Raw genomic sequence first — 16,468 nt, forward strand, 5'->3', positions numbered from 1 at the left:
TCGACATGATCACCATCGACAGCATCACCATCGACAGCGACGGGAGTCAGACATGCAACACGTGACAGCTCGATCAACTCGACAGGCCGGTGCACCGCCGGTGACGACCCATCGCTCGCGCCTCGTCGATCAGGGAGGTCTCTGATGCCTGGCGGCAAGCCCAACATCCTCGTGATCTGGGGCGATGACATCGGCATCTCGAACCTGAGCTGCTACAGCGACGGCCTGATGGGCTACCGCACCCCGAACATCGATCGCATCGCCGAAGAGGGCATGCGCTTCACCGACTCCTACGGCGAGCAGAGCTGCACGGCAGGCCGGTCGTCGTTCATCACGGGGCAGAGCGTGTTCCGCACCGGCCTGAGCAAGGTCGGGATGGCCGGCGCCGACATCGGCCTCCGTGCCGAAGACGTCACGATCGCCGAGGTGCTGAAGCCCCACGGGTACGCCACCGGGCAGTTCGGCAAGAACCACCTGGGCGACAAGAACGAGTTCCTGCCCACAGTGCACGGCTTCGACGAGTTCTTCGGAAACCTCTACCACCTGAACGCGGAGGAGGAACCCGAGGCGGCGAACTGGCCCTCGCCGGAGGAGTTCCCCGGGTTCAACGACCGCGCTCGACCCCGCGGCGTGCTGCACAGCTGGGCGACCGACGAGTACGACGACACCGTCGACGGCCGATACGGACCGCGCGGCAAGCAGCGCATCGAGGATACAGGCCCGCTCACGCGCAAGCGCATGGAGACGATCGACGAGGTCTTCGCCGAGGCCGCCCAGGACTTCATCGGGCGCGCGGTGGCGGACGACACTCCGTTCTTCGCCTGGGTCAACACGACCCACATGCACTTCCGCACGCATCCCAAGCCCGAGAGCATCGGTCAGGCGGGGCGCTGGCAGTCGGAGTATCACGACACGATGATCGACCACGACAAGGTCGTCGGCAGCCTGCTCGACCAGCTCGATGAGCTCGGCATCGCCGACGACACGATCGTCATCTACTCGACCGACAACGGCCCCCACATGAACACGTGGCCCGACGGCGGCATGACTCCGTTCCGCAGCGAGAAGAACACGAACTGGGAAGGCGCGTTCCGCATCCCCGAGATGATCCGCTGGCCCGGGCACATCGAGGCCGGGAGCATCTCGAACGAGATCGTCCAGCACCACGACTGGCTGCCGACCTTCCTCGCGGCGGTCGGTGACACGACGACGGTCGATGAGCTGAAGAAGGGGAAGGAGATCGGCGACGTCACCTACAAGGTGCACATCGACGGTTACAACCTGCTCCCCTACCTGACAGGGGAGGTCGACAAGAGCCCCCGCAAGGGCCTCATCTACTTCTCGGACGACGGCGATGTGCTCGCGCTGCGTTTCGACAACTGGAAGGTCGTCTTCATGGAGCAGCGGGTGCAGGGCACTCTCCAGGTGTGGATGGAGCCGTTCGTGCCGCTGCGAGTGCCGAAGCTGTTCAATCTGCGCACCGATCCCTACGAACGGGCGGACCAGACGTCGAACACCTACTTCGACTGGCTGTTCGAGAACGACTTCCTGATACTCGCCGCGACGAGCCTGGTGTCTCAGTTCCTCGAGACCTTCGAGGAGTTCCCCCCTCGTCAGAAGGCCGCGACGTTCAGCATCGATCAGGCGGTCGCGAAACTCGAGGCGTTCCTCGCCGGGGGCGATTGACCTGATCACGAACATCTCGATACTCCCCGCCGTCGAAGGCCTCGTGCGGATCGACGGCGGGGAGTTCACCATGGGCTCCGATCACCACTACCCCGAGGAGGCGCCGGCGCACCGTGTGCGCGTCGGCGGCTTCTGGATGAGTCCAGCCACGGTCACGAACCGCGAGTACGCGGCCTTCGTGCGCGCCACCGGTTATCGCACCGTCGCCGAGCGACCGCTCGACCCGGCCGACTTCCCCGGCGCCCCGGTGGAGAACCTGCAGCCGGGCTCGATGGTCTTCACCGGCACGCCTGGTCCCGTGGATCTGCGCCATCTGAGTCAATGGTGGGCGTGGACCCCCGGGGCGAACTGGCGACGCCCGTTCGGCCCAGGCTCGTCGATCGGCGACGCGGCCGAGCATCCCGTCGTGCACATCGCCTACGAAGATGCTCAGGCTTACGCCGACTGGGCGAGACTGCGCCTGCCCACCGAAGCGGAGTGGGAGTTCGCAGCGCGGGGCGGTCTCGACGGGGCCGCGTACACCTGGGGCGATGAATCGGAGTCTGCGGGTGAGCGGCGCGCGAACTACTGGCACGGAGACTTCCCCTGGCGTGCCATCCGCGGCTACGGCTCGACCGCCCCCGTGCGCTCGTTCGAGCCCAACGGATACGGTCTGTTCGATATGGCGGGCAACGTGTGGGAGTGGACGTCCGACTGGTACCACGACTACGACGGTGAGGGCGGATGCTGCGCCCCGTCGAACCCCCGCGGGGGAAGCCGCGAGGAGAGCGTCGACCCGTCCGGTCAGTTCGATGTGCCGCGCAAGACCGTGAAGGGCGGTTCTTTCCTCTGTGCCGACAGCTACTGCCGTCGCTACCGTCCGGCGGCCAGACGTGGGCAGATGATCGACACCGGAATGAGCCACATCGGATTCCGAGTGGCCCGCAGCTGACAGCAGAAGAAGAGGAGACGTGAGATGAGTACACCCCTGCCCTCGTGGCGCGAGGGCGCCAGCCGAGATGCGATCGTCGAGTTCGTCGAGGCGGTCACGACCGGACCCGACGCTGTGCCACCCGAAGAGCGCATCGCCGTCTTCGACAACGACGGCACACTCTGGACGGAGAAGCCCATGCCGACCCAGCTGCACTACATCGTGGAGCAGTGGGCCGCGGCCGGTCGCGAAGACCCGGCGCTCGCCGCGCAGCAGCCCTACAAGGCCGCCGTCGATGGGGACTACGCCTGGTTGGGCGGCGCGATCGACAAGCACTATGCCGGGGACGACTCGGATCTGCACACCCTGATCGGTGCTCTCGTGCGCACCACGATCGGTCTGAGCGTCGACGACTATCAGGCGGCCGTCGCCGCCTTCTACCGCGATGCGAGGCATCTGACACTCTCCCGCGCCTATACGACCGTCTCGTATCAACCCATGGTGGAGCTGCTCCGATATCTCGAATCGCACGGCTTCACCTGCTACATAGTCTCGGGTGGTGACCGGGACTTCATGCGCCCGATGACGGTCGATACCTACGGCATCCCGCCCGAGCGCGTGATCGGCTCCGCCGTCGGGCTCCGCTACGACAGCGACAGCAACGACGTGCGTTACGGCGAGACCTTCGACTTCTTCGACGACGGACCGCAGAAGCCGATCCGCATCTGGACGAGGATCGGCCGTCGCCCACTGCTCGCCGCCGGCAACTCCAACGGGGATGTCCCCATGCTGCGGTTCGTGCAGAAGCACCCGCGCTCGCTCAGTCTGCTCGTGCACCACGATGACGACACCGGACGCGGCGACGCCCCCTACGACAAGGGCGCCGAGGACGCGCTCGCGCAGGTCGACTCGTCCGGCTTCACGCGTGTGAGCGTGAAGGACGACTGGGACACGGTCTTCGCCCCGCAGTCGTGACCTGCATCACAGAGAGGGACCCCGCCCGGGTGGGCGAGGTCCCTCTCTGTCAGATGAAGTCGAGTGCCGTCAGCCGATGGCTGCGCGGAGCTCGGCTGCGGCGGCGCCGACATCCGGCGCACTGTAGATCGCGCTTCCGGCGACCGCGATCTGCGCGCCCGACTTCTGCACCGACGCGATGCTCGCGGCGTTCACTCCGCCTGCGACCGAGAACGGCACTCCTGAAGCCTCGCCGTCACGCAGCAGCGTGTCGAACGTGAAGCCCTCCTCGGCCTGCTCGTCGAGGCCCGCGTGCATCTCGACGAACTCGACGCCCAGTTCGACGACCTCCTTCGCCCTCGCGGGCTTGTCCTTCACTCCGATCAGGTCGACGACGATCCCCTTGCCATGCTTCTTCGCTGCCTTGACGGCTCCCGCGATCGTGCTGTCGCCCGCGGTGCCGAGAACGGTCACCAGGTCTGCACCGGCGGTGAAGGCGATGTCGGCCTCGAGCTCGCCGGCATCCATGGTCTTGAGGTCGGCGAAGACGATCTTGTCGGGATGCGCCTGCTTGATCGCGGTGACGGCGCTGAGGCCCGCGCTCTTGATCAGCGGGGTGCCGAGCTCGAGGATGTCGACGTGCGGAGCAGCCGCCTCGGCCAGGGCGAGTGCGGCCTCCGTCGTGAGAGTGTCCATTGCGAATTGCAGCTTCATCGTGTTCCTTTCGTTGCTGCGGTCATGCGAGTGGTGACTGTGACGAACCGGTCACTGCGGTGTGCCGGCCGTCGTGGTCATTCGAGGTTCGAGTGACGAGGCCAGAGATCATCCGCATCCTGGCCGCTCCGTGCCCAGAGAGCGTGGAACAGCGCATCGCCGATCAGCACGACGGCCTGTTCGAAGAGGCTGCCCGCGTACTGGGCCGAGGCCGCACCTGAGCGATCGAGCTTGCCCGCCGCCGGCACGACGATGGTCGCCGGCCCCGAGAGCGCGGCGAGCGGCGAGGATCCGTCGGTGGTGATCGTCGCGACCTTGGCGCCGACCCCCACCGCAGTCTCCGCTGCACGAACGATGCCTGAGGTCGTTCCCGAACCGCTCGCGACGAGAAGGAGGTCGTCCCGTGAGATCGCCGGTGTCGTCGTCTCCCCCACCACGTGGACATCGAACCCCAGATGCATCAGCCGCATCGCGGTCATCTGCAGGGCGAGACCGGAGCGTCCTGCTCCGAGGACGAAGACCCGAGGCGCCTCGGCCACCAGATCGGACACGCGTCCGAGGGCGGCAGGGTCGGTGCGGATCACTGATCCGAGCACGGTGCTGATCTCATTCGACACGAGCCCCAGGGAATGCCCGAGGCCGACCTCCATCACGTCCATCCCTCCATCGTGCGCCCGCGCTCCCGGCGGTGCCCCCGCCCGATCGCATGGTTCCTCCTACCCGAAGGAGTGGGTGGGGCATGATGGGTAGGTGACCACCATCGACCCGACTCCGACGATCGACTCCCCCGCTCTCCGACGCGCGCAGCAGGAGGGCGCGCGGGCGCTCTCGGAGCTCGGCGATCGACATGCCGTGACCCTGGAATCGCTGCTCGCGATCCTGCGCTCCGATCGACTCGATGACCGAGCGGCACGGAACCTCGCGATCGAGGCCGCCGCGAGTGCGCTGGTGCAGCTGCGCGTCGCGAGCGATCAGCACCGCGATGCCGTCCTGGAACCGGTGGTCGGCGCCTTCGCCCGGCTTCAGTCCGACCTCCGCCCCTTGGAGCGGTTCGGCAACCTCGACCTTCAGTTCGTCGAGCCGCCCACGACCGGACGCGCGCTGCCGAGCGAGGTCGCACACGCGGCTCGGGCGATCGTCCGCAACTCGGTCCTCGCGATCGTCGACGACGGCACAGCCCGTCGGGTGCGCATCCAGTGGGACTGCGACGGCCTGAACCTGCTGATCGGGATCAGGGACGACGGGCGCGGTGACCTCTCGGTGCGCGACGATGCGCTTCGCCCGGCTGCCGAGAGCGTCGTCGCATTGAACGGAGATCTGGCCGTGTCGTCAACCGAGGGGTGGGGTTCCGCGATCGACATCCGCCTCCCGCTCGACCCGCCGGCCGCACCCGAGCCTCTGGGCGACGTCACCGAGCTGTCCACCCGAGAACGCGAGGTCCTCCGGCTCGTCGTCGGAGGGTCACGGAACCGGGAGATCGCATCGACGCTCGGGATCAGCGACAACACCGTCAAATTCCATGTGTCGAATCTGCTGCGCAAGACCGGATGCCGCACTCGCGGAGAGCTGGCGTCACTCGCCCGCTGACGCCTCGGGGATGACATCGAGCGCCGTCTCGTCTTCATCGGAGCGAGAGCGGGTCGTCGATCCGAGAGAGATCGTCGAGAGCAGCCCCAGCGTCAGGAAGCCGGCTGCCGTCCACGCGGCGAAGCGCGTGCCGTCGGAGAAGGCGGCCTTGGCGTCATCTGCGATGGCTGCGGTCTCGGGGTTCGCCTCGAGTCCACTGATCGCCGCACCGGCACTGTCGACGACCGATGACACGACCTGGTCGCGCTGATCGGCCGAAAGCCCTCGGTCATCGAGCGAGGAGGCGAGGATCCCGGCGGTGCTCGTGAAGAGCACGGTGCCGAGCACGGCGACTCCGAGCGCGGCGCCGAGCTGCCGGGAGGTCGACTGGGTTCCGGATGCAGCGCCGCTGTCGGCAACCGGCACATCGGCGAGCACGACGCCTGTCAGCTGAGCGGTCGCGAGACCCACACCGAGCCCGTAGACGAACAGGAACGGGATGAGCGGCACCCACGAGGCGTCGGGAGCGATGACGAAGCCGACGCCCGCGACGCCGATGATCTCGGCGATCAGCCCCACACGCACGACCCACACCGGTGCCACCTTGCCGCTCGCTGCCCCGGCGGCGCCACTGGCGACGAACGAGCCACCGGCCAGCGCCAGCAGCAGCAGGCCCGTCTGCAGCGCATCGAACCCCAGCACGAACTGCAGCCAGAGGGGCAGTGCGAGGATGACGCCGAACTCGCCGAGCGAGACCACGGTCGCGGCGATGTTGCCGTTGCGGAACGAGGGGATGGAGAACAGCTTGAGCGCCAGCAGAGTGGACTTGCCGCGGCGCTCACGGTGCACGCCCCAGGCGATGAAGGCGATCAGCGCCACGAGGGCGAGCGCGAAGGCGAACGGGATCGGCGAGAGGTCGAGCGGCCACTTCCAGTCTCCGATCTGCGGACGCTGATCCACGAGCCACCATCCGTAGGTACGCCCCTCGATCAAGCCGAACACGAGGCTTCCCATGGTGACGACCGACAGGATCGCCCCGACGACGTCGATGCGGGAGGCGCGATCGCTGCGCGATTCGGCGACGGTGAGAAGCACGCCGACGACGATGATGATTCCCAGGGGGATGTTGATGCCGAAGGCCCATCGCCACGAGAAGGCGGTCGTCAGCCATCCGCCGAGCAACGGTCCGACGGCGGCCATGCCGCCGATCGTAGATCCCCACACTGCGAAGGCGATGCCGCGTTCCCGCCCGCGGAACGTGGCGTTGATGATCGACAGGGTCGTCGGCAGGATCATCGCTCCACCGACGCCCTGCGCGAGGCGGGCCAGGATCAGCATCCCGCCGTCCGGTGCGAGTGCCGCGAGCACGGATGACGCCGCGAAGACCGCCACGCCGATGAGCATCACCCGACGGCGGCCGAATCGATCGGCAAGGCTGCCGAACACCAGGAGCAGTGCGGCGAAGACCAGCGTGTAGGCCTCCTGCACCCACTGGACCTCGGTCGAGGTGATGCCCAGGTCGTCGACGATCGCGGGGATCGCGACGTTCACGATCGTCGAGTCGACGATGATCAGCGAGACCGCGATGCTGATGAAGACCAGGCCCACCCACCGCAGACGAAAGTATCGTTCCATGACTACTAGCTTAGCTAGCAAAATATGGACTGGCGCTGTGGCGGCCATCGGGCGTGCCCTCGGATCGCCCGAAAGGGGTGACGAGGCCGCTCTCGTCGTGTCCGCTCGATGCCAGGATGATGCCGCCCACGTCGTGCACGGTGCACCGGGGCGAGAGGGTCGAGAGCGCGATGGAAGAGTCGGCGGAGCAGCGATCACGGCCTCGCGGCCGAACTCGCGCCGCCGGCACGAGAGTCCTCGTGGTGCTGGCGTGCGCGGCGATCACGCTGGCCGGCGTGTTCCTGCTCCGGGATGTGATCGCACCGCTCGCCGTAGCCCTGGTCATCGTCGTGATCTGCAGCCCGGCGAGCACTGCCCTCGCCCGACGAGGGTGGCCACGGAGCGTCGGCGTCGCGGCCATCATCGCGCTCGCGTACTCGGTGATGCTCTCGATGAGCGCGCTCGTCTGGATCGCCGGCGTGCAGTTCACCCGGCTCATCCGCGATCTCTCCCCCGGCGGCGATCTGACTCATGCCACCGGGCAGCTCGACACGTGGGTCTCCGGCGCCTTCGGACCACCGGGCGCCGACGCATCCGGCGCTGCCGTGTCCGGTCTGCTCCGCCTCGTCGCCGGTGCGAGCTCGGCGGCCATCGGCATCGCCGTCGCCCTGTTCCTCGTCTGCGCGTACGTGGTCGTGATGGCGGTGGATGCCGGGCGATACCAGAGCGCCTCGATCGTGTTCGGTGCCCGCAGGGCCGAGACGATCGCGCGGATCGCACGCCTGAACTCCGACATCCGTCGCTACTACGTCGTCAACACCGTCTTCGGCGCGGTCGTCGCCACGATCGACGGCCTGGCCCTGTGGTGGCTCGGGGTCCCCGCCCCCCTCCTCTGGGCCGTGCTGGCCTTCGTCACGAACTTCATTCCGAACATCGGTTTCGTCATCGGACTCGTCCCCCCGGCGATCCTCGCCCTCGCCGTCGGCGGCTGGCCTCTGCTGCTCGGGGTCGTGGCCGTCTACTGCCTCGTGAACGTCGTGCTGCAGGTGTTCGTCCAGCCCAAGTTCGTGAGCGATGCGGTCGGACTGAGCCTGACTCTGAGCTTCTTCGCGGTCGTGTTCTGGACGGTGATCATCGGACCGGTCGGCGCCCTGCTGGCTGTCCCACTGACACTGCTCGCCCGGGCCCTGCTGCTCGGCGGCAGAGACGACGACGCCGTGTGGCTGCGGTGGGTGTCCGGAGATCGCGGTGCGATCCCCTCTTCGCGCGAGATCGCGCGCGGCTCTCCGCGCGAGGACACCCGCCGAGCGAGGCGGCGCATCCCCTGGAATCAGCACGGAGTCGGACGGCGACCGTCATGACCGACGACATGTCCGACCGCCCGCGAGCCGCCCGAGAGCTGCCGCACTCGGCCGTCCGCTCGCCGATCAGATCTTGATCGGGAAGGTCAGCAGGATCACGAAGCCGACGACAGCGATGGCAGCGCTCAGAGCGAGGAACGTCCGGCGGCGCCAGGCCGCGCTCTGGTGCTGCGACAGCGCGGCGAAGAAGAGCACCAGGGCGAACAGCACCGTCAGCAGCGAGTAGTCGTCGCCCCGCTGGTTGTTGACGAGAGCTTCGTCGAACTTGGCGTCGGCGCGGGCATTGAGTTCCTCCGCCTCGGCCGCCCCTGGCGGCACATACTCCTCCATCGCGAAGGGGCCCTGGGATGCGCGGTCCTCCGCGTTCCAGGCGTCGAAGGCGAGCGCGAACTCGGGCGTGAACCGATCCTCGATGAACTGCACCAGCTCCTGTCTGCCGTCGGCCTCCGCGAGCACCCATTCCGTGTAGATCGTGAGGTCGTATTGACGCGCGGCCTGCGCCGTCGATTCCGCCGACGCCGCCTGCACACGCGCGCTCGATGCCTGGCTGAAGGCGATCGACATCTCGCCACCCCACTTCGACGCCTCGAAGCCGCACCAGGCGGTGATGACCGCAGTGATCGAGAGCAGGACGACCGTGAGGATGTCCAGGATCCGGTCGACTCGGGGGCGATCGTGGGAGGGCTCGTTCATGCGCCCATTGTCGGCGCGGACGGGGAGCATGTGCGCGGACACTCACCCGACACGGGTGACCGGCAACGAGCGGAAGCGTCGGTCAGTCCGCCGGAGCCGACGTCTCCCGATCCTGACGCGGTATCCACACCTGACGGATGATGATCAGGATCGATGCAGTGATGGGGATCGCGACCAGCGCTCCCAGGAGCCCGAGCAGCGTCGCACCGATCATCGCGCCGATGATCACGAGGACGCTCGGCACTGCGGCGGCTCGCCCCATCACCCTCGGCGTCACGATGTACGCCTCGACCTGGATGTAGACGAAGTAAGCGAGCACGAACACCAGCGCGGCGGTGGGGCTGACGAAGAGAGTGGCGATTCCACCGATCACGAGGAACACCAGCGAGCCGATCATCGGCACGAGTGTGATGAAGAACGCCACGATGGCCAGCAGCGCCGGCGCGGGCGAACCGACGACGAGCTGCAGCACGAGGACCACGGCGGCATTGATGGCCGAAAGCGTCACGCCGCCGGCGACGACGCCGCCCACAGAAGACGTCACCTCGTCGAGCAACCGGGAGAAGCGCTCACGGCGGTAGTCGGGCACGAGTCGCGCCGCCGTCGTCTTGATGCTCTGCAGCGAGGCGACGAAGTACAGCGTGAGAACCGAGACCATCACGAAGCTCGACACGGCGCCGATCACGCCGAATCCCGCCTTGAGCACTCCACCGGAGATGGTCAGGACCGAGGACAACGTGGTGAGAGAGTGCACGCTGTCTGCGATGACGGCGGAGAGATCGACGCCGAGGTTCTGCTCGAGGCTCAGATACCAGTCGCTCTCCTGCACCGACTCGATCGTCTCCGGTGCGTTCGCGATCACCGCCGCGAGCTGGCGCACGGTGGCGGGCACGACGATGACGAGGATCGCCGCGACGAGGACCAGGAATCCGACGGCGACGATCGCCACCCCGACGGGCCGGCGCACCCCGCGACGCTCCAGTGCGCGCACGGCAGGATCAAGGCCCAGGGCGAGGAACCCGCCCAGGAAGATCGACATCAGCACCGTCGAGATGCCCGCGATCGTCGCGGCGAGCGCGATCGCGAGGAGCACGCCGATGGCGACGGCGAAGCCGGAGCGCAGCGGATACGCCGGCAGCACGCGCTGCAGACGCCCCCACCGCGGCGGAGCCGGCGGCACGGTCGAGCCGTCTTCTGCGGATGTGGTGTCGTCCACGTCAGCAGAGTAACGAGATGTTCCCGGCGGTCAGGATCGTCGCTCGCCCGCTTCGGGTGAGGCGGGCGAGTGATTAGATTGTGCACAATCTAATCACGTGCAATACTTTATGGATGCCCGTGACCGATGAGATGGTGTGCTTCTCCCTGTATTCCGCCGCACGCGCGACGACCCAGGCCTATCGCTCGCTCCTGGCACCGTGGGGATTGACCTATCCCCAGTACCTGGCGCTCGCGATCCTCTGGATGGAGGGCGAGCAGACGATCGGGTCACTGGGCGATGCGATGCAGCTCGACTCGGGCACGCTCTCCCCTCTCGTCCGGCGCCTCGAGCAGGCGGGCTATGTCGCACGGGCGCGGAACTCGGCCGATGAGCGTGTCGTCACCGTCGGACTGACCGACGCGGGAACGGCACTCCGCTCCGAGGTCGCACCGGTCCACACCGCGATCGCCGCCCTCGCCGGCATGCAGGACGACGACCAGCGTCACCGTCTGATCGCCGAGCTTCACGACCTCACCGCGCGGCTGCAGAGTTCGGCAGCCGTGCCGGCACCCTCTGCGCGCACGCCGCGCGCCGACTGACCCCAACCCGGAAGGAATCCACACGATGGACGCTCTCTACACCGCCGAAGCACTCGCCACCGGAGCAGGACGAAACGGCCGTGTCGCGACCGGCGAAGGCCGCCTCGACCTCGACCTCGCCATTCCGAAGGAGATGGGTGGCAGCGGAGACGGCGCGAACCCCGAGCAGCTGTTCGCCGCCGGCTACGCGGCCTGCTTCCACTCCGCGCTGCAGACGGTCGCCCGCGCACAGAAGATGAAGATCACCGATTCCTCTGTCGGCGCTCGCGTGCAGATCGGCTCGAACGGCGAGGGCGGATTCGGCCTCGCCGTGCAGCTCGAGGTCGTCATCCCCGACCTCCCTCACGACCAGGCTCAGGCTCTCGCCGATGCCGCGCACCAGGTCTGCCCCTACTCGAACGCCACGCGGGGCAACATCGACGTCGCGATCACCGTCACCGACGACTGATCCGCTCGACACCATCCACCACGACCGATCCCACAAGGAGAACATCATGCGCGCCCTCACCCACGACACCTTCGGCGATCCCGAGCAGGTTCTGACCGTCACCGACCGCCCCACGCCCGAGCCCGGCCCCGGCCAGGTGCGGCTGCGGATCGTGCTCTCGCCGATCCACAATCACGACCTCTGGACGATTCGCGGCACCTACGGCTTCAAGCCCGAGCTGCCCGCAGCATCCGGCACCGAGGCGCTCGGCATCGTCGATGCACTGGGCGAGGGCGTCGAGAACCTCACCGTCGGCCAGCGGGTCGCCACGGGCGGCACGTTCGGCGCCTGGGCCGAGTATGTCGTCGCGAATGCCGCAGGACTCATCCTCGTATCCGAGTCGCTGAGCGATGAGAGCGCCGCCCAGCTGGTCTCGATGCCGTTCAGCACGATCAGCCTGCTGCAGTTCCTGGGAGCCGAGACGGGCGACTGGATCGTCCAGAACGCCGCGAACGGCGCCGTCGGGCGCATGCTCGCTCAGCTCGGAGCGGCTCGCGGCGTGAACGTGATCGGACTCGTGCGCCGCGCTGCAGGCGTCGACGAGCTTCGCGAGCAGGGCATCGAGAACGTCGTCTCGACCGATCAGGAAGACTGGCGCGAGCAGGTCGCGAAGCTGACCGGCGGAGCCCACATCGCGTTCGGTGTCGACTCGGTCGGCGGATCGTCGGCCGGTGACGTGCTGTCGCTCCTCGGCGAGGGTGGAACGCTCGTCGCCTTCGGCGCGATGAACTCCCCCACCATGGAGATCGCCTCCGGCGACGTCATCTTCAAGCAGGCCACGGTCAAGGGCTTCTGGGGCAGCAAGGTCATCCAGACCATGGATGCCGCCACCCGCGGCGCCCTGTTCGGAGAGCTGATCCAGCGCGTCACCGAGGGAACCCTCACCCTTCCGGTGGCCGGCGTCTTCGACGCGGCGGACGCGGCAGACGCCGTGCGTGCGAGCAACACCGCCGGCCGCGTCGGCAAGGTCCTGCTGAAGTTCTGAGCTGCGCGGGGCGGGCTCCGCGCCCGCCCCGTTCGCTGCTCGCCGAGCCCCTCGCGGATGTCGGCACCCAGGTGCAGAATCGGCGCATGGAGATCACACTCGCACAGCCGGCAGGACTCGTCGTGAGCCCTGCCTTCAGCCATGTCGCCGTCATTCCCCCAGGGGCGACGACGATCCTCGTCGGCAGTCAGAACGGCGTCGACGAAAACGGAGCACTCGTCTCGACGGATGCCGCCGAGCAGTCGCTCCGGGCCGTCCAGAACGCTCGCATCGCGCTCGAGTCCGCAGGCGCGGGCCTCGACGATGTCGTCAGCTGGACCATCCACATCCATCAGGATGCCGACCTCCGCTCCGCCTACGGTGCCGTCGCCTCGACGCTCACGCGAGACGGTGCTCCGCCTCTGGTCACCGCCGCACTCGTCGCAGGGCTCGGCGTGCCCGGGGCCCTCATCGAGGTGAGCGCGGTGGCAGCCGTCATCCGCGAGTGACGAGGTCATCCGCGAGTGATGAGCGCGGGCGGGCGACTCAGATCCTGCCACGCACCGGCGTGCGCTCGGCCGAGTCGCCTCCGTCGGGCATGGCCATCTCCGCGCGCACGCCGAGAAGTCTGACCTCTCGCTGCGGATCGATCGTCTCTCCGAGCGCAAGCGCCTCGGCGATCACGTCGTCACGCTCTGTGGTCGGTGCCTCGAGCTTGCGCCCGAAGGTCTTGGTCTCGAACGGCGCGTACCGCACCTTGAGATGCACGCGGACTACCGGTCGCCCCTCGGCGGCGCAGTCGTCGAAGGCATGACCGGCGAGCTCCGCGAGCGCGGCCTGAATCTCGGCGGGGGTGGTGAGGTTCTGCTGATAGGTCGTCTCGCGGCTGTGGCTCCGAGCCACCCACGGAGTCGGATCGACCACGGCCGGCCCGAACCCTGATCCGAGGCCGTGGTACCAGACACCCATCCGCGGCCCGAACTCGGAGACGAGCAGGTCCTCGTCGGCATCGGCGAGCTCGCGAACTGTCCGGATGCCGTGGGCCGCGAGCCTCTTCTGCACCTTCGGCCCGACTCCCCAGAGATCACGGGTCGACTTGTCCCCCATCACCTCGAACCAGTTCTCGCGGGTGAGGCGGAACACCCCTCGCGGCTTGCCGAACTCCGTCGCGATCTTCGCGCGCACCTTGTTGTCGCCGATTCCTACCGAGCAGTGGAGTGCTGTCGCCTCGAGCACGGCGGCCTGAGCCGAGCGTGCCACGCCCTCAGGGTCATCGGTCTCGACCCCGAGGAAGCACTCGTCCCAGCCGATGACCTCGAGCACCACGCCGGGCAGGGCACGCAGCGTTGACATCACCTCGGTCGATGCCGCTTCATATGCCTCGTGGTCGACGGGGAGGAAGACAGCATCGTCCGGCGCTTTGCGGGCCGCGATCTTGAGCGGCATGCCCGACCCGATGCCGAACGCCCGAGCTTCATACGACGCCGTCGACACGACCGCGCGCTCCGTCGGATCGCCTCGGCCCCCGACGATCACCGGGAGACCGGCGAGCTCGGGCCTGCGCAGCACCTCGACCGCAGCGATGAACTGATCCATGTCCACGTGCAGCACCCAGTCGGCCATGCCTAGAGTGTGGCCCGAGTCCGTCGGGATGTCACCCCTCGCGGGCTGTCAGCCGACGGCGACGCCGATGGCTGTCGCGATCACGGCGAGCAGCGGCAGCGTGCCCTGCATCGCTGCCGCGCGGAGCTTGGAGGGATCCGAGAGCACCAGCACGAGAGCGGCAGCCAGCATCATGCCGGTGCCGGCGAACACCAGGGTCAGGCCGACCGTCGTGAATCCGATGATCACGAAGCCGACGCCGAGCAGGGCGGTCAGCGCCAGGAAGAGGTTGTAGAAGCCCTGATTGAAGGCGAGCGCCTTCATCGTGATGGCGTCGGCCTCGGTGGCGACACCGAAGATCTTCCTCGTCTCGGGCTCGGTCCACTTCAGCGATTCGAGCGCGAAGATGAAGACGTGGAATGCGGCTGCGGCCGCGGCGAGGACGAGTCCGACGATGAGCATGAGTCGATCGTATCGACCTGCGGAACTCTAGAGCAGGAAGATCGGCAGGAGTCCTGGGTTGTGTGCATGCACGAGCACGGCGAACACGACCGCGTCGAAGAGCAGATGCACCGTCACCACGTAGGCGAGCGAGTGCGTGCGCATGAAGATGAACCCCTGCAGCAGAGCGAACGGGATCGTGAGCAGCGGTCCCCACTCGCGGTAGCCGAGCTCCCAGAGGAACGAGACGAACACGATCATCTGCAGCACGTTGGCCAGCGCGTCGGGAAAATGGCGGCGCAGCAGGGCGAACACTGTGCAGATGAAGAACAGCTCGTCCCAGATGCCCACCGCGCCGACGCCGACGAAGAGCCGGGCGATGAGGTCGGGCGAGTCGACGACCGGCCAGTTCTGATAGACGCCACTGGTGATGAAGTAGAACGGGAGGATCAGCCAGCCCAACACCAGCACTGCGACGAGCCACCCCCACTGCAGGCGGCCCCAACGACGATGCGCACGCCAGGGAAAGCCGATCGCGCGATCGCGGAAGACGAAGCGCGACACCACGTACGGCACCGCGACCGCCCCACCGAGGGCGAGTGTGAAGCGAAGCATGGCGAGGTTGTCGAGCTCGGCTGCGAGCGGGATCACGCTCACGATGAGCATGCCGAGGGCGATCAGGGAGAGGTCGCGCGTGAGCGAAGGCAGGCGGCTCACCCCGATGACACGAGCGGTCTCGCGCCGCGATCCGACGCTCACGGTCTGGTCGGCGACGACGGGGCGGCCGCGTTCGACGAGCCACGCTCCCCCGACACCGAGTGCGAGCAGCACCCAGCCGAGCCAGGCTGTCTCCAGCACGAAGAAGGCCGGTGCCGCTGCACAGATCAGAAGGGCGGGGATCACAGCGGGCCAGGTCGCAGACCTGCGCTGCACGTCGGTCACGCGCGCGACTTCCGCCGATACACGAGATCGCGGATGTCGCGCCCCTTGGCGATCCCCTTGCGCTCGAAGGCGGTCATCACCCGTCCGTCGAAGCGCCCGGCCCATTCGCCGTCGAAGGCGCGCTCGAACAGCGGATCGGCATCGAGCACCTCACGCATCTGCAGCGCGTAGTCCTCCCAGTCCGTCGCGAGTCGCAGCAGACCGCCGTCACGCAGCGCCCGCGCGGCCGTCTCGCCGAATCCAGATCGCACGAGCCGACGCTTGGTGTGCTTCTTCTTGTGCCACGGATCGGGGAAGAAGATCCAGACCTCGGCGGCTGCCGCCTCCGGCAGATACGACGAGAGCACCTCTGGCGCGTTGGCCTCGACGACGCGCACGTTGCGGGCGCCCTCGCGATCCGCGTCCAGCATGGTACGGGCGAGGCCGGCGCGGAAGACCTCGACGGCGAGGAAGTCGTCATCGGGGCGGGACGAGGCGGCAGCCACGATCGCGTGCCCCTGCCCGGATCCGATCTCGACGTAGAGATCTGCATCTCGGCCGTACTCGGCGCTCGGGTCGAGTCGCGCCTCGGGATGCACCGAGGTCCAGGCGACGTCGCGCGGCACGTCGAGAAGATAGTGCGGACCGAGCTCGTCGAAGGCTCGTTCCTGCGCGTCGGACATCCGCCCGCTGCGGCGCACGAAGGACACCGGTTCGTCACGGAAGGTGCGGGGTTCGGGCATGCTTCCAGGGTAGTC

At 67.8% G+C, this 16,468-nt stretch carries 18 protein-coding genes; 9 read left to right on the forward strand and 9 right to left on the reverse strand.

Annotated elements, in window-relative coordinates:
• Positions 1-144: 144 nt before the first annotated feature.
• From ACQ4LY_RS16715 to ACQ4LY_RS16725, 3 genes are all read left to right on the forward strand, one after another.
• Complete coding sequence (locus tag ACQ4LY_RS16715; protein ID WP_431073306.1) at positions 145-1,686, forward strand: arylsulfatase; 1,542 nt, start codon at positions 145-147, stop codon at positions 1,684-1,686.
• Between the two features lie 70 nt (positions 1,687-1,756).
• Positions 1,757-2,617 carry a formylglycine-generating enzyme family protein gene (locus ACQ4LY_RS16720; RefSeq protein WP_431073308.1) on the forward strand — a complete coding sequence of 287 codons (861 nt, stop codon included), beginning with the start codon at positions 1,757-1,759 and terminating at the stop codon, positions 2,615-2,617.
• A gap of 24 nt (positions 2,618-2,641) precedes the next feature.
• Positions 2,642-3,571 (forward strand): HAD family hydrolase, encoded by a 930-nt coding sequence (locus tag ACQ4LY_RS16725; protein WP_431073310.1) that lies wholly within the window; start codon positions 2,642-2,644, stop codon positions 3,569-3,571.
• A gap of 69 nt (positions 3,572-3,640) precedes the next feature.
• On the opposite strand, the gene hxlA is transcribed toward ACQ4LY_RS16725, so the two are convergent.
• Complete coding sequence (gene hxlA / locus ACQ4LY_RS16730; RefSeq protein ID WP_431073312.1) at positions 3,641-4,264, reverse strand: 3-hexulose-6-phosphate synthase; 624 nt, start codon at positions 4,262-4,264, stop codon at positions 3,641-3,643.
• Between the two features lie 77 nt (positions 4,265-4,341).
• The gene (gene hxlB / locus ACQ4LY_RS16735) at positions 4,342-4,923 is read right to left on the reverse strand and encodes a 6-phospho-3-hexuloisomerase (RefSeq protein ID WP_431073314.1); all 582 of its coding nucleotides are present in this window, start codon (positions 4,921-4,923) and stop codon (positions 4,342-4,344) included.
• 91 nt (positions 4,924-5,014) lie between these two features.
• Here hxlB and ACQ4LY_RS16740 point away from each other — a divergent pair, with 91 nt between their 5' ends.
• The gene (locus ACQ4LY_RS16740; protein ID WP_431073316.1) at positions 5,015-5,851 is read left to right on the forward strand and encodes a LuxR C-terminal-related transcriptional regulator; all 837 of its coding nucleotides are present in this window, start codon (positions 5,015-5,017) and stop codon (positions 5,849-5,851) included.
• Here the strand turns inward: ACQ4LY_RS16740 and ACQ4LY_RS16745 are convergent.
• Positions 5,837-7,465, reverse strand: coding sequence for a DHA2 family efflux MFS transporter permease subunit (locus ACQ4LY_RS16745; RefSeq protein WP_431073318.1), 1,629 nt, complete (start codon positions 7,463-7,465; stop codon positions 5,837-5,839). The two genes, ACQ4LY_RS16740 and ACQ4LY_RS16745, sit on opposite strands and share 15 nt — an antisense overlap.
• A 170-nt stretch (positions 7,466-7,635) precedes the next feature.
• Between ACQ4LY_RS16745 and ACQ4LY_RS16750 the strand changes: the two genes are divergently transcribed.
• A complete protein-coding gene (locus tag ACQ4LY_RS16750; protein WP_431073320.1) occupies positions 7,636-8,805 on the forward strand; it encodes an AI-2E family transporter in 1,170 nt (389 codons plus the stop codon).
• 66 nt (positions 8,806-8,871) lie between these two features.
• On the opposite strand, the gene ACQ4LY_RS16755 is transcribed toward ACQ4LY_RS16750, so the two are convergent.
• Positions 8,872-9,498, reverse strand: coding sequence for a hypothetical protein (locus ACQ4LY_RS16755; protein WP_431073322.1), 627 nt, complete (start codon positions 9,496-9,498; stop codon positions 8,872-8,874).
• An 82-nt stretch (positions 9,499-9,580) separates the two neighbouring features.
• Positions 9,581-10,714 carry an AI-2E family transporter gene (locus ACQ4LY_RS16760; RefSeq protein WP_431073324.1) on the reverse strand — a complete coding sequence of 378 codons (1,134 nt, stop codon included), beginning with the start codon at positions 10,712-10,714 and terminating at the stop codon, positions 9,581-9,583.
• A 113-nt stretch (positions 10,715-10,827) separates the two neighbouring features.
• Here ACQ4LY_RS16760 and ACQ4LY_RS16765 point away from each other — a divergent pair, with 113 nt between their 5' ends.
• From ACQ4LY_RS16765 to ACQ4LY_RS16780, 4 genes are all read left to right on the forward strand, one after another.
• Positions 10,828-11,295, forward strand: coding sequence for a MarR family winged helix-turn-helix transcriptional regulator (locus ACQ4LY_RS16765; protein WP_431073326.1), 468 nt, complete (start codon positions 10,828-10,830; stop codon positions 11,293-11,295).
• Positions 11,296-11,320: 25 nt separating this feature from the next.
• Positions 11,321-11,743: an organic hydroperoxide resistance protein gene (locus tag ACQ4LY_RS16770; protein ID WP_431073328.1), complete on the forward strand. Its 423-nt coding sequence runs from the start codon at positions 11,321-11,323 to the stop codon at positions 11,741-11,743.
• Between the two features lie 46 nt (positions 11,744-11,789).
• Complete coding sequence (locus tag ACQ4LY_RS16775; RefSeq protein ID WP_431073330.1) at positions 11,790-12,767, forward strand: zinc-binding dehydrogenase; 978 nt, start codon at positions 11,790-11,792, stop codon at positions 12,765-12,767.
• An 86-nt stretch (positions 12,768-12,853) separates the two neighbouring features.
• Entirely contained in the window at positions 12,854-13,255 is a 402-nt protein-coding gene (locus ACQ4LY_RS16780; RefSeq protein ID WP_431073332.1) for a RidA family protein, read from the forward strand.
• 37 nt (positions 13,256-13,292) lie between these two features.
• On the opposite strand, the gene ACQ4LY_RS16785 is transcribed toward ACQ4LY_RS16780, so the two are convergent.
• Genes ACQ4LY_RS16785 through trmB form a run of 4 tightly spaced genes read right to left on the reverse strand, consistent with a single transcriptional unit; the run spans position 13,293 to position 16,453 of the window.
• Positions 13,293-14,369, reverse strand: a complete 1,077-nt coding sequence (locus tag ACQ4LY_RS16785) for a DNA polymerase IV (protein ID WP_431073334.1) — start codon at positions 14,367-14,369, stop codon at positions 13,293-13,295.
• 48 nt (positions 14,370-14,417) lie between these two features.
• Positions 14,418-14,810, reverse strand: coding sequence for a DUF1304 domain-containing protein (locus ACQ4LY_RS16790; protein WP_120493153.1), 393 nt, complete (start codon positions 14,808-14,810; stop codon positions 14,418-14,420).
• A 27-nt stretch (positions 14,811-14,837) separates the two neighbouring features.
• Positions 14,838-15,731: a CPBP family intramembrane glutamic endopeptidase gene (locus tag ACQ4LY_RS16795; protein ID WP_431073337.1), complete on the reverse strand. Its 894-nt coding sequence runs from the start codon at positions 15,729-15,731 to the stop codon at positions 14,838-14,840.
• Positions 15,728-16,453 carry a tRNA (guanosine(46)-N7)-methyltransferase TrmB gene (gene trmB, locus ACQ4LY_RS16800; RefSeq protein ID WP_431073339.1) on the reverse strand — a complete coding sequence of 242 codons (726 nt, stop codon included), beginning with the start codon at positions 16,451-16,453 and terminating at the stop codon, positions 15,728-15,730. Before trmB ends, ACQ4LY_RS16795 begins: the two co-directional genes overlap by 4 nt.
• Positions 16,454-16,468: the final 15 nt, after the last annotated feature.

This window comes from Microbacterium phyllosphaerae (genome assembly GCF_050628115.1).
Taxonomy (GTDB): domain Bacteria; phylum Actinomycetota; class Actinomycetes; order Actinomycetales; family Microbacteriaceae; genus Microbacterium; species Microbacterium phyllosphaerae_A.

What these genes read in the sequence shown, in the direction of transcription:
- ACQ4LY_RS16720 (WP_431073308.1), top strand. Translation starts at nt 1,757, where the DNA reads ATGGGCTCCGATCACCACTACCCCGAGGAGGCGCCGGCGCACCGTGTG.
- ACQ4LY_RS16755 (WP_431073322.1), bottom strand. Translation starts at nt 9,498, where the DNA reads ATGAACGAGCCCTCCCACGATCGCCCCCGAGTCGACCGGATCCTGGAC.
- trmB (WP_431073339.1), bottom strand. Translation starts at nt 16,453, where the DNA reads ATGCCCGAACCCCGCACCTTCCGTGACGAACCGGTGTCCTTCGTGCGC.
- hxlA (WP_431073312.1), bottom strand. Translation starts at nt 4,264, where the DNA reads ATGAAGCTGCAATTCGCAATGGACACTCTCACGACGGAGGCCGCACTC.
- ACQ4LY_RS16750 (WP_431073320.1), top strand. Translation starts at nt 7,636, where the DNA reads ATGGAAGAGTCGGCGGAGCAGCGATCACGGCCTCGCGGCCGAACTCGC.
- ACQ4LY_RS16715 (WP_431073306.1), top strand. Translation starts at nt 145, where the DNA reads ATGCCTGGCGGCAAGCCCAACATCCTCGTGATCTGGGGCGATGACATC.
- ACQ4LY_RS16780 (WP_431073332.1), top strand. Translation starts at nt 12,854, where the DNA reads ATGGAGATCACACTCGCACAGCCGGCAGGACTCGTCGTGAGCCCTGCC.
- ACQ4LY_RS16745 (WP_431073318.1), bottom strand. Translation starts at nt 7,465, where the DNA reads ATGGAACGATACTTTCGTCTGCGGTGGGTGGGCCTGGTCTTCATCAGC.
- ACQ4LY_RS16770 (WP_431073328.1), top strand. Translation starts at nt 11,321, where the DNA reads ATGGACGCTCTCTACACCGCCGAAGCACTCGCCACCGGAGCAGGACGA.
- hxlB (WP_431073314.1), bottom strand. Translation starts at nt 4,923, where the DNA reads ATGGACGTGATGGAGGTCGGCCTCGGGCATTCCCTGGGGCTCGTGTCG.
- ACQ4LY_RS16775 (WP_431073330.1), top strand. Translation starts at nt 11,790, where the DNA reads ATGCGCGCCCTCACCCACGACACCTTCGGCGATCCCGAGCAGGTTCTG.
- ACQ4LY_RS16725 (WP_431073310.1), top strand. Translation starts at nt 2,642, where the DNA reads ATGAGTACACCCCTGCCCTCGTGGCGCGAGGGCGCCAGCCGAGATGCG.
- ACQ4LY_RS16785 (WP_431073334.1), bottom strand. Translation starts at nt 14,369, where the DNA reads ATGGCCGACTGGGTGCTGCACGTGGACATGGATCAGTTCATCGCTGCG.
- ACQ4LY_RS16765 (WP_431073326.1), top strand. Translation starts at nt 10,828, where the DNA reads ATGCCCGTGACCGATGAGATGGTGTGCTTCTCCCTGTATTCCGCCGCA.
- ACQ4LY_RS16790 (WP_120493153.1), bottom strand. Translation starts at nt 14,810, where the DNA reads ATGCTCATCGTCGGACTCGTCCTCGCCGCGGCCGCAGCCGCATTCCAC.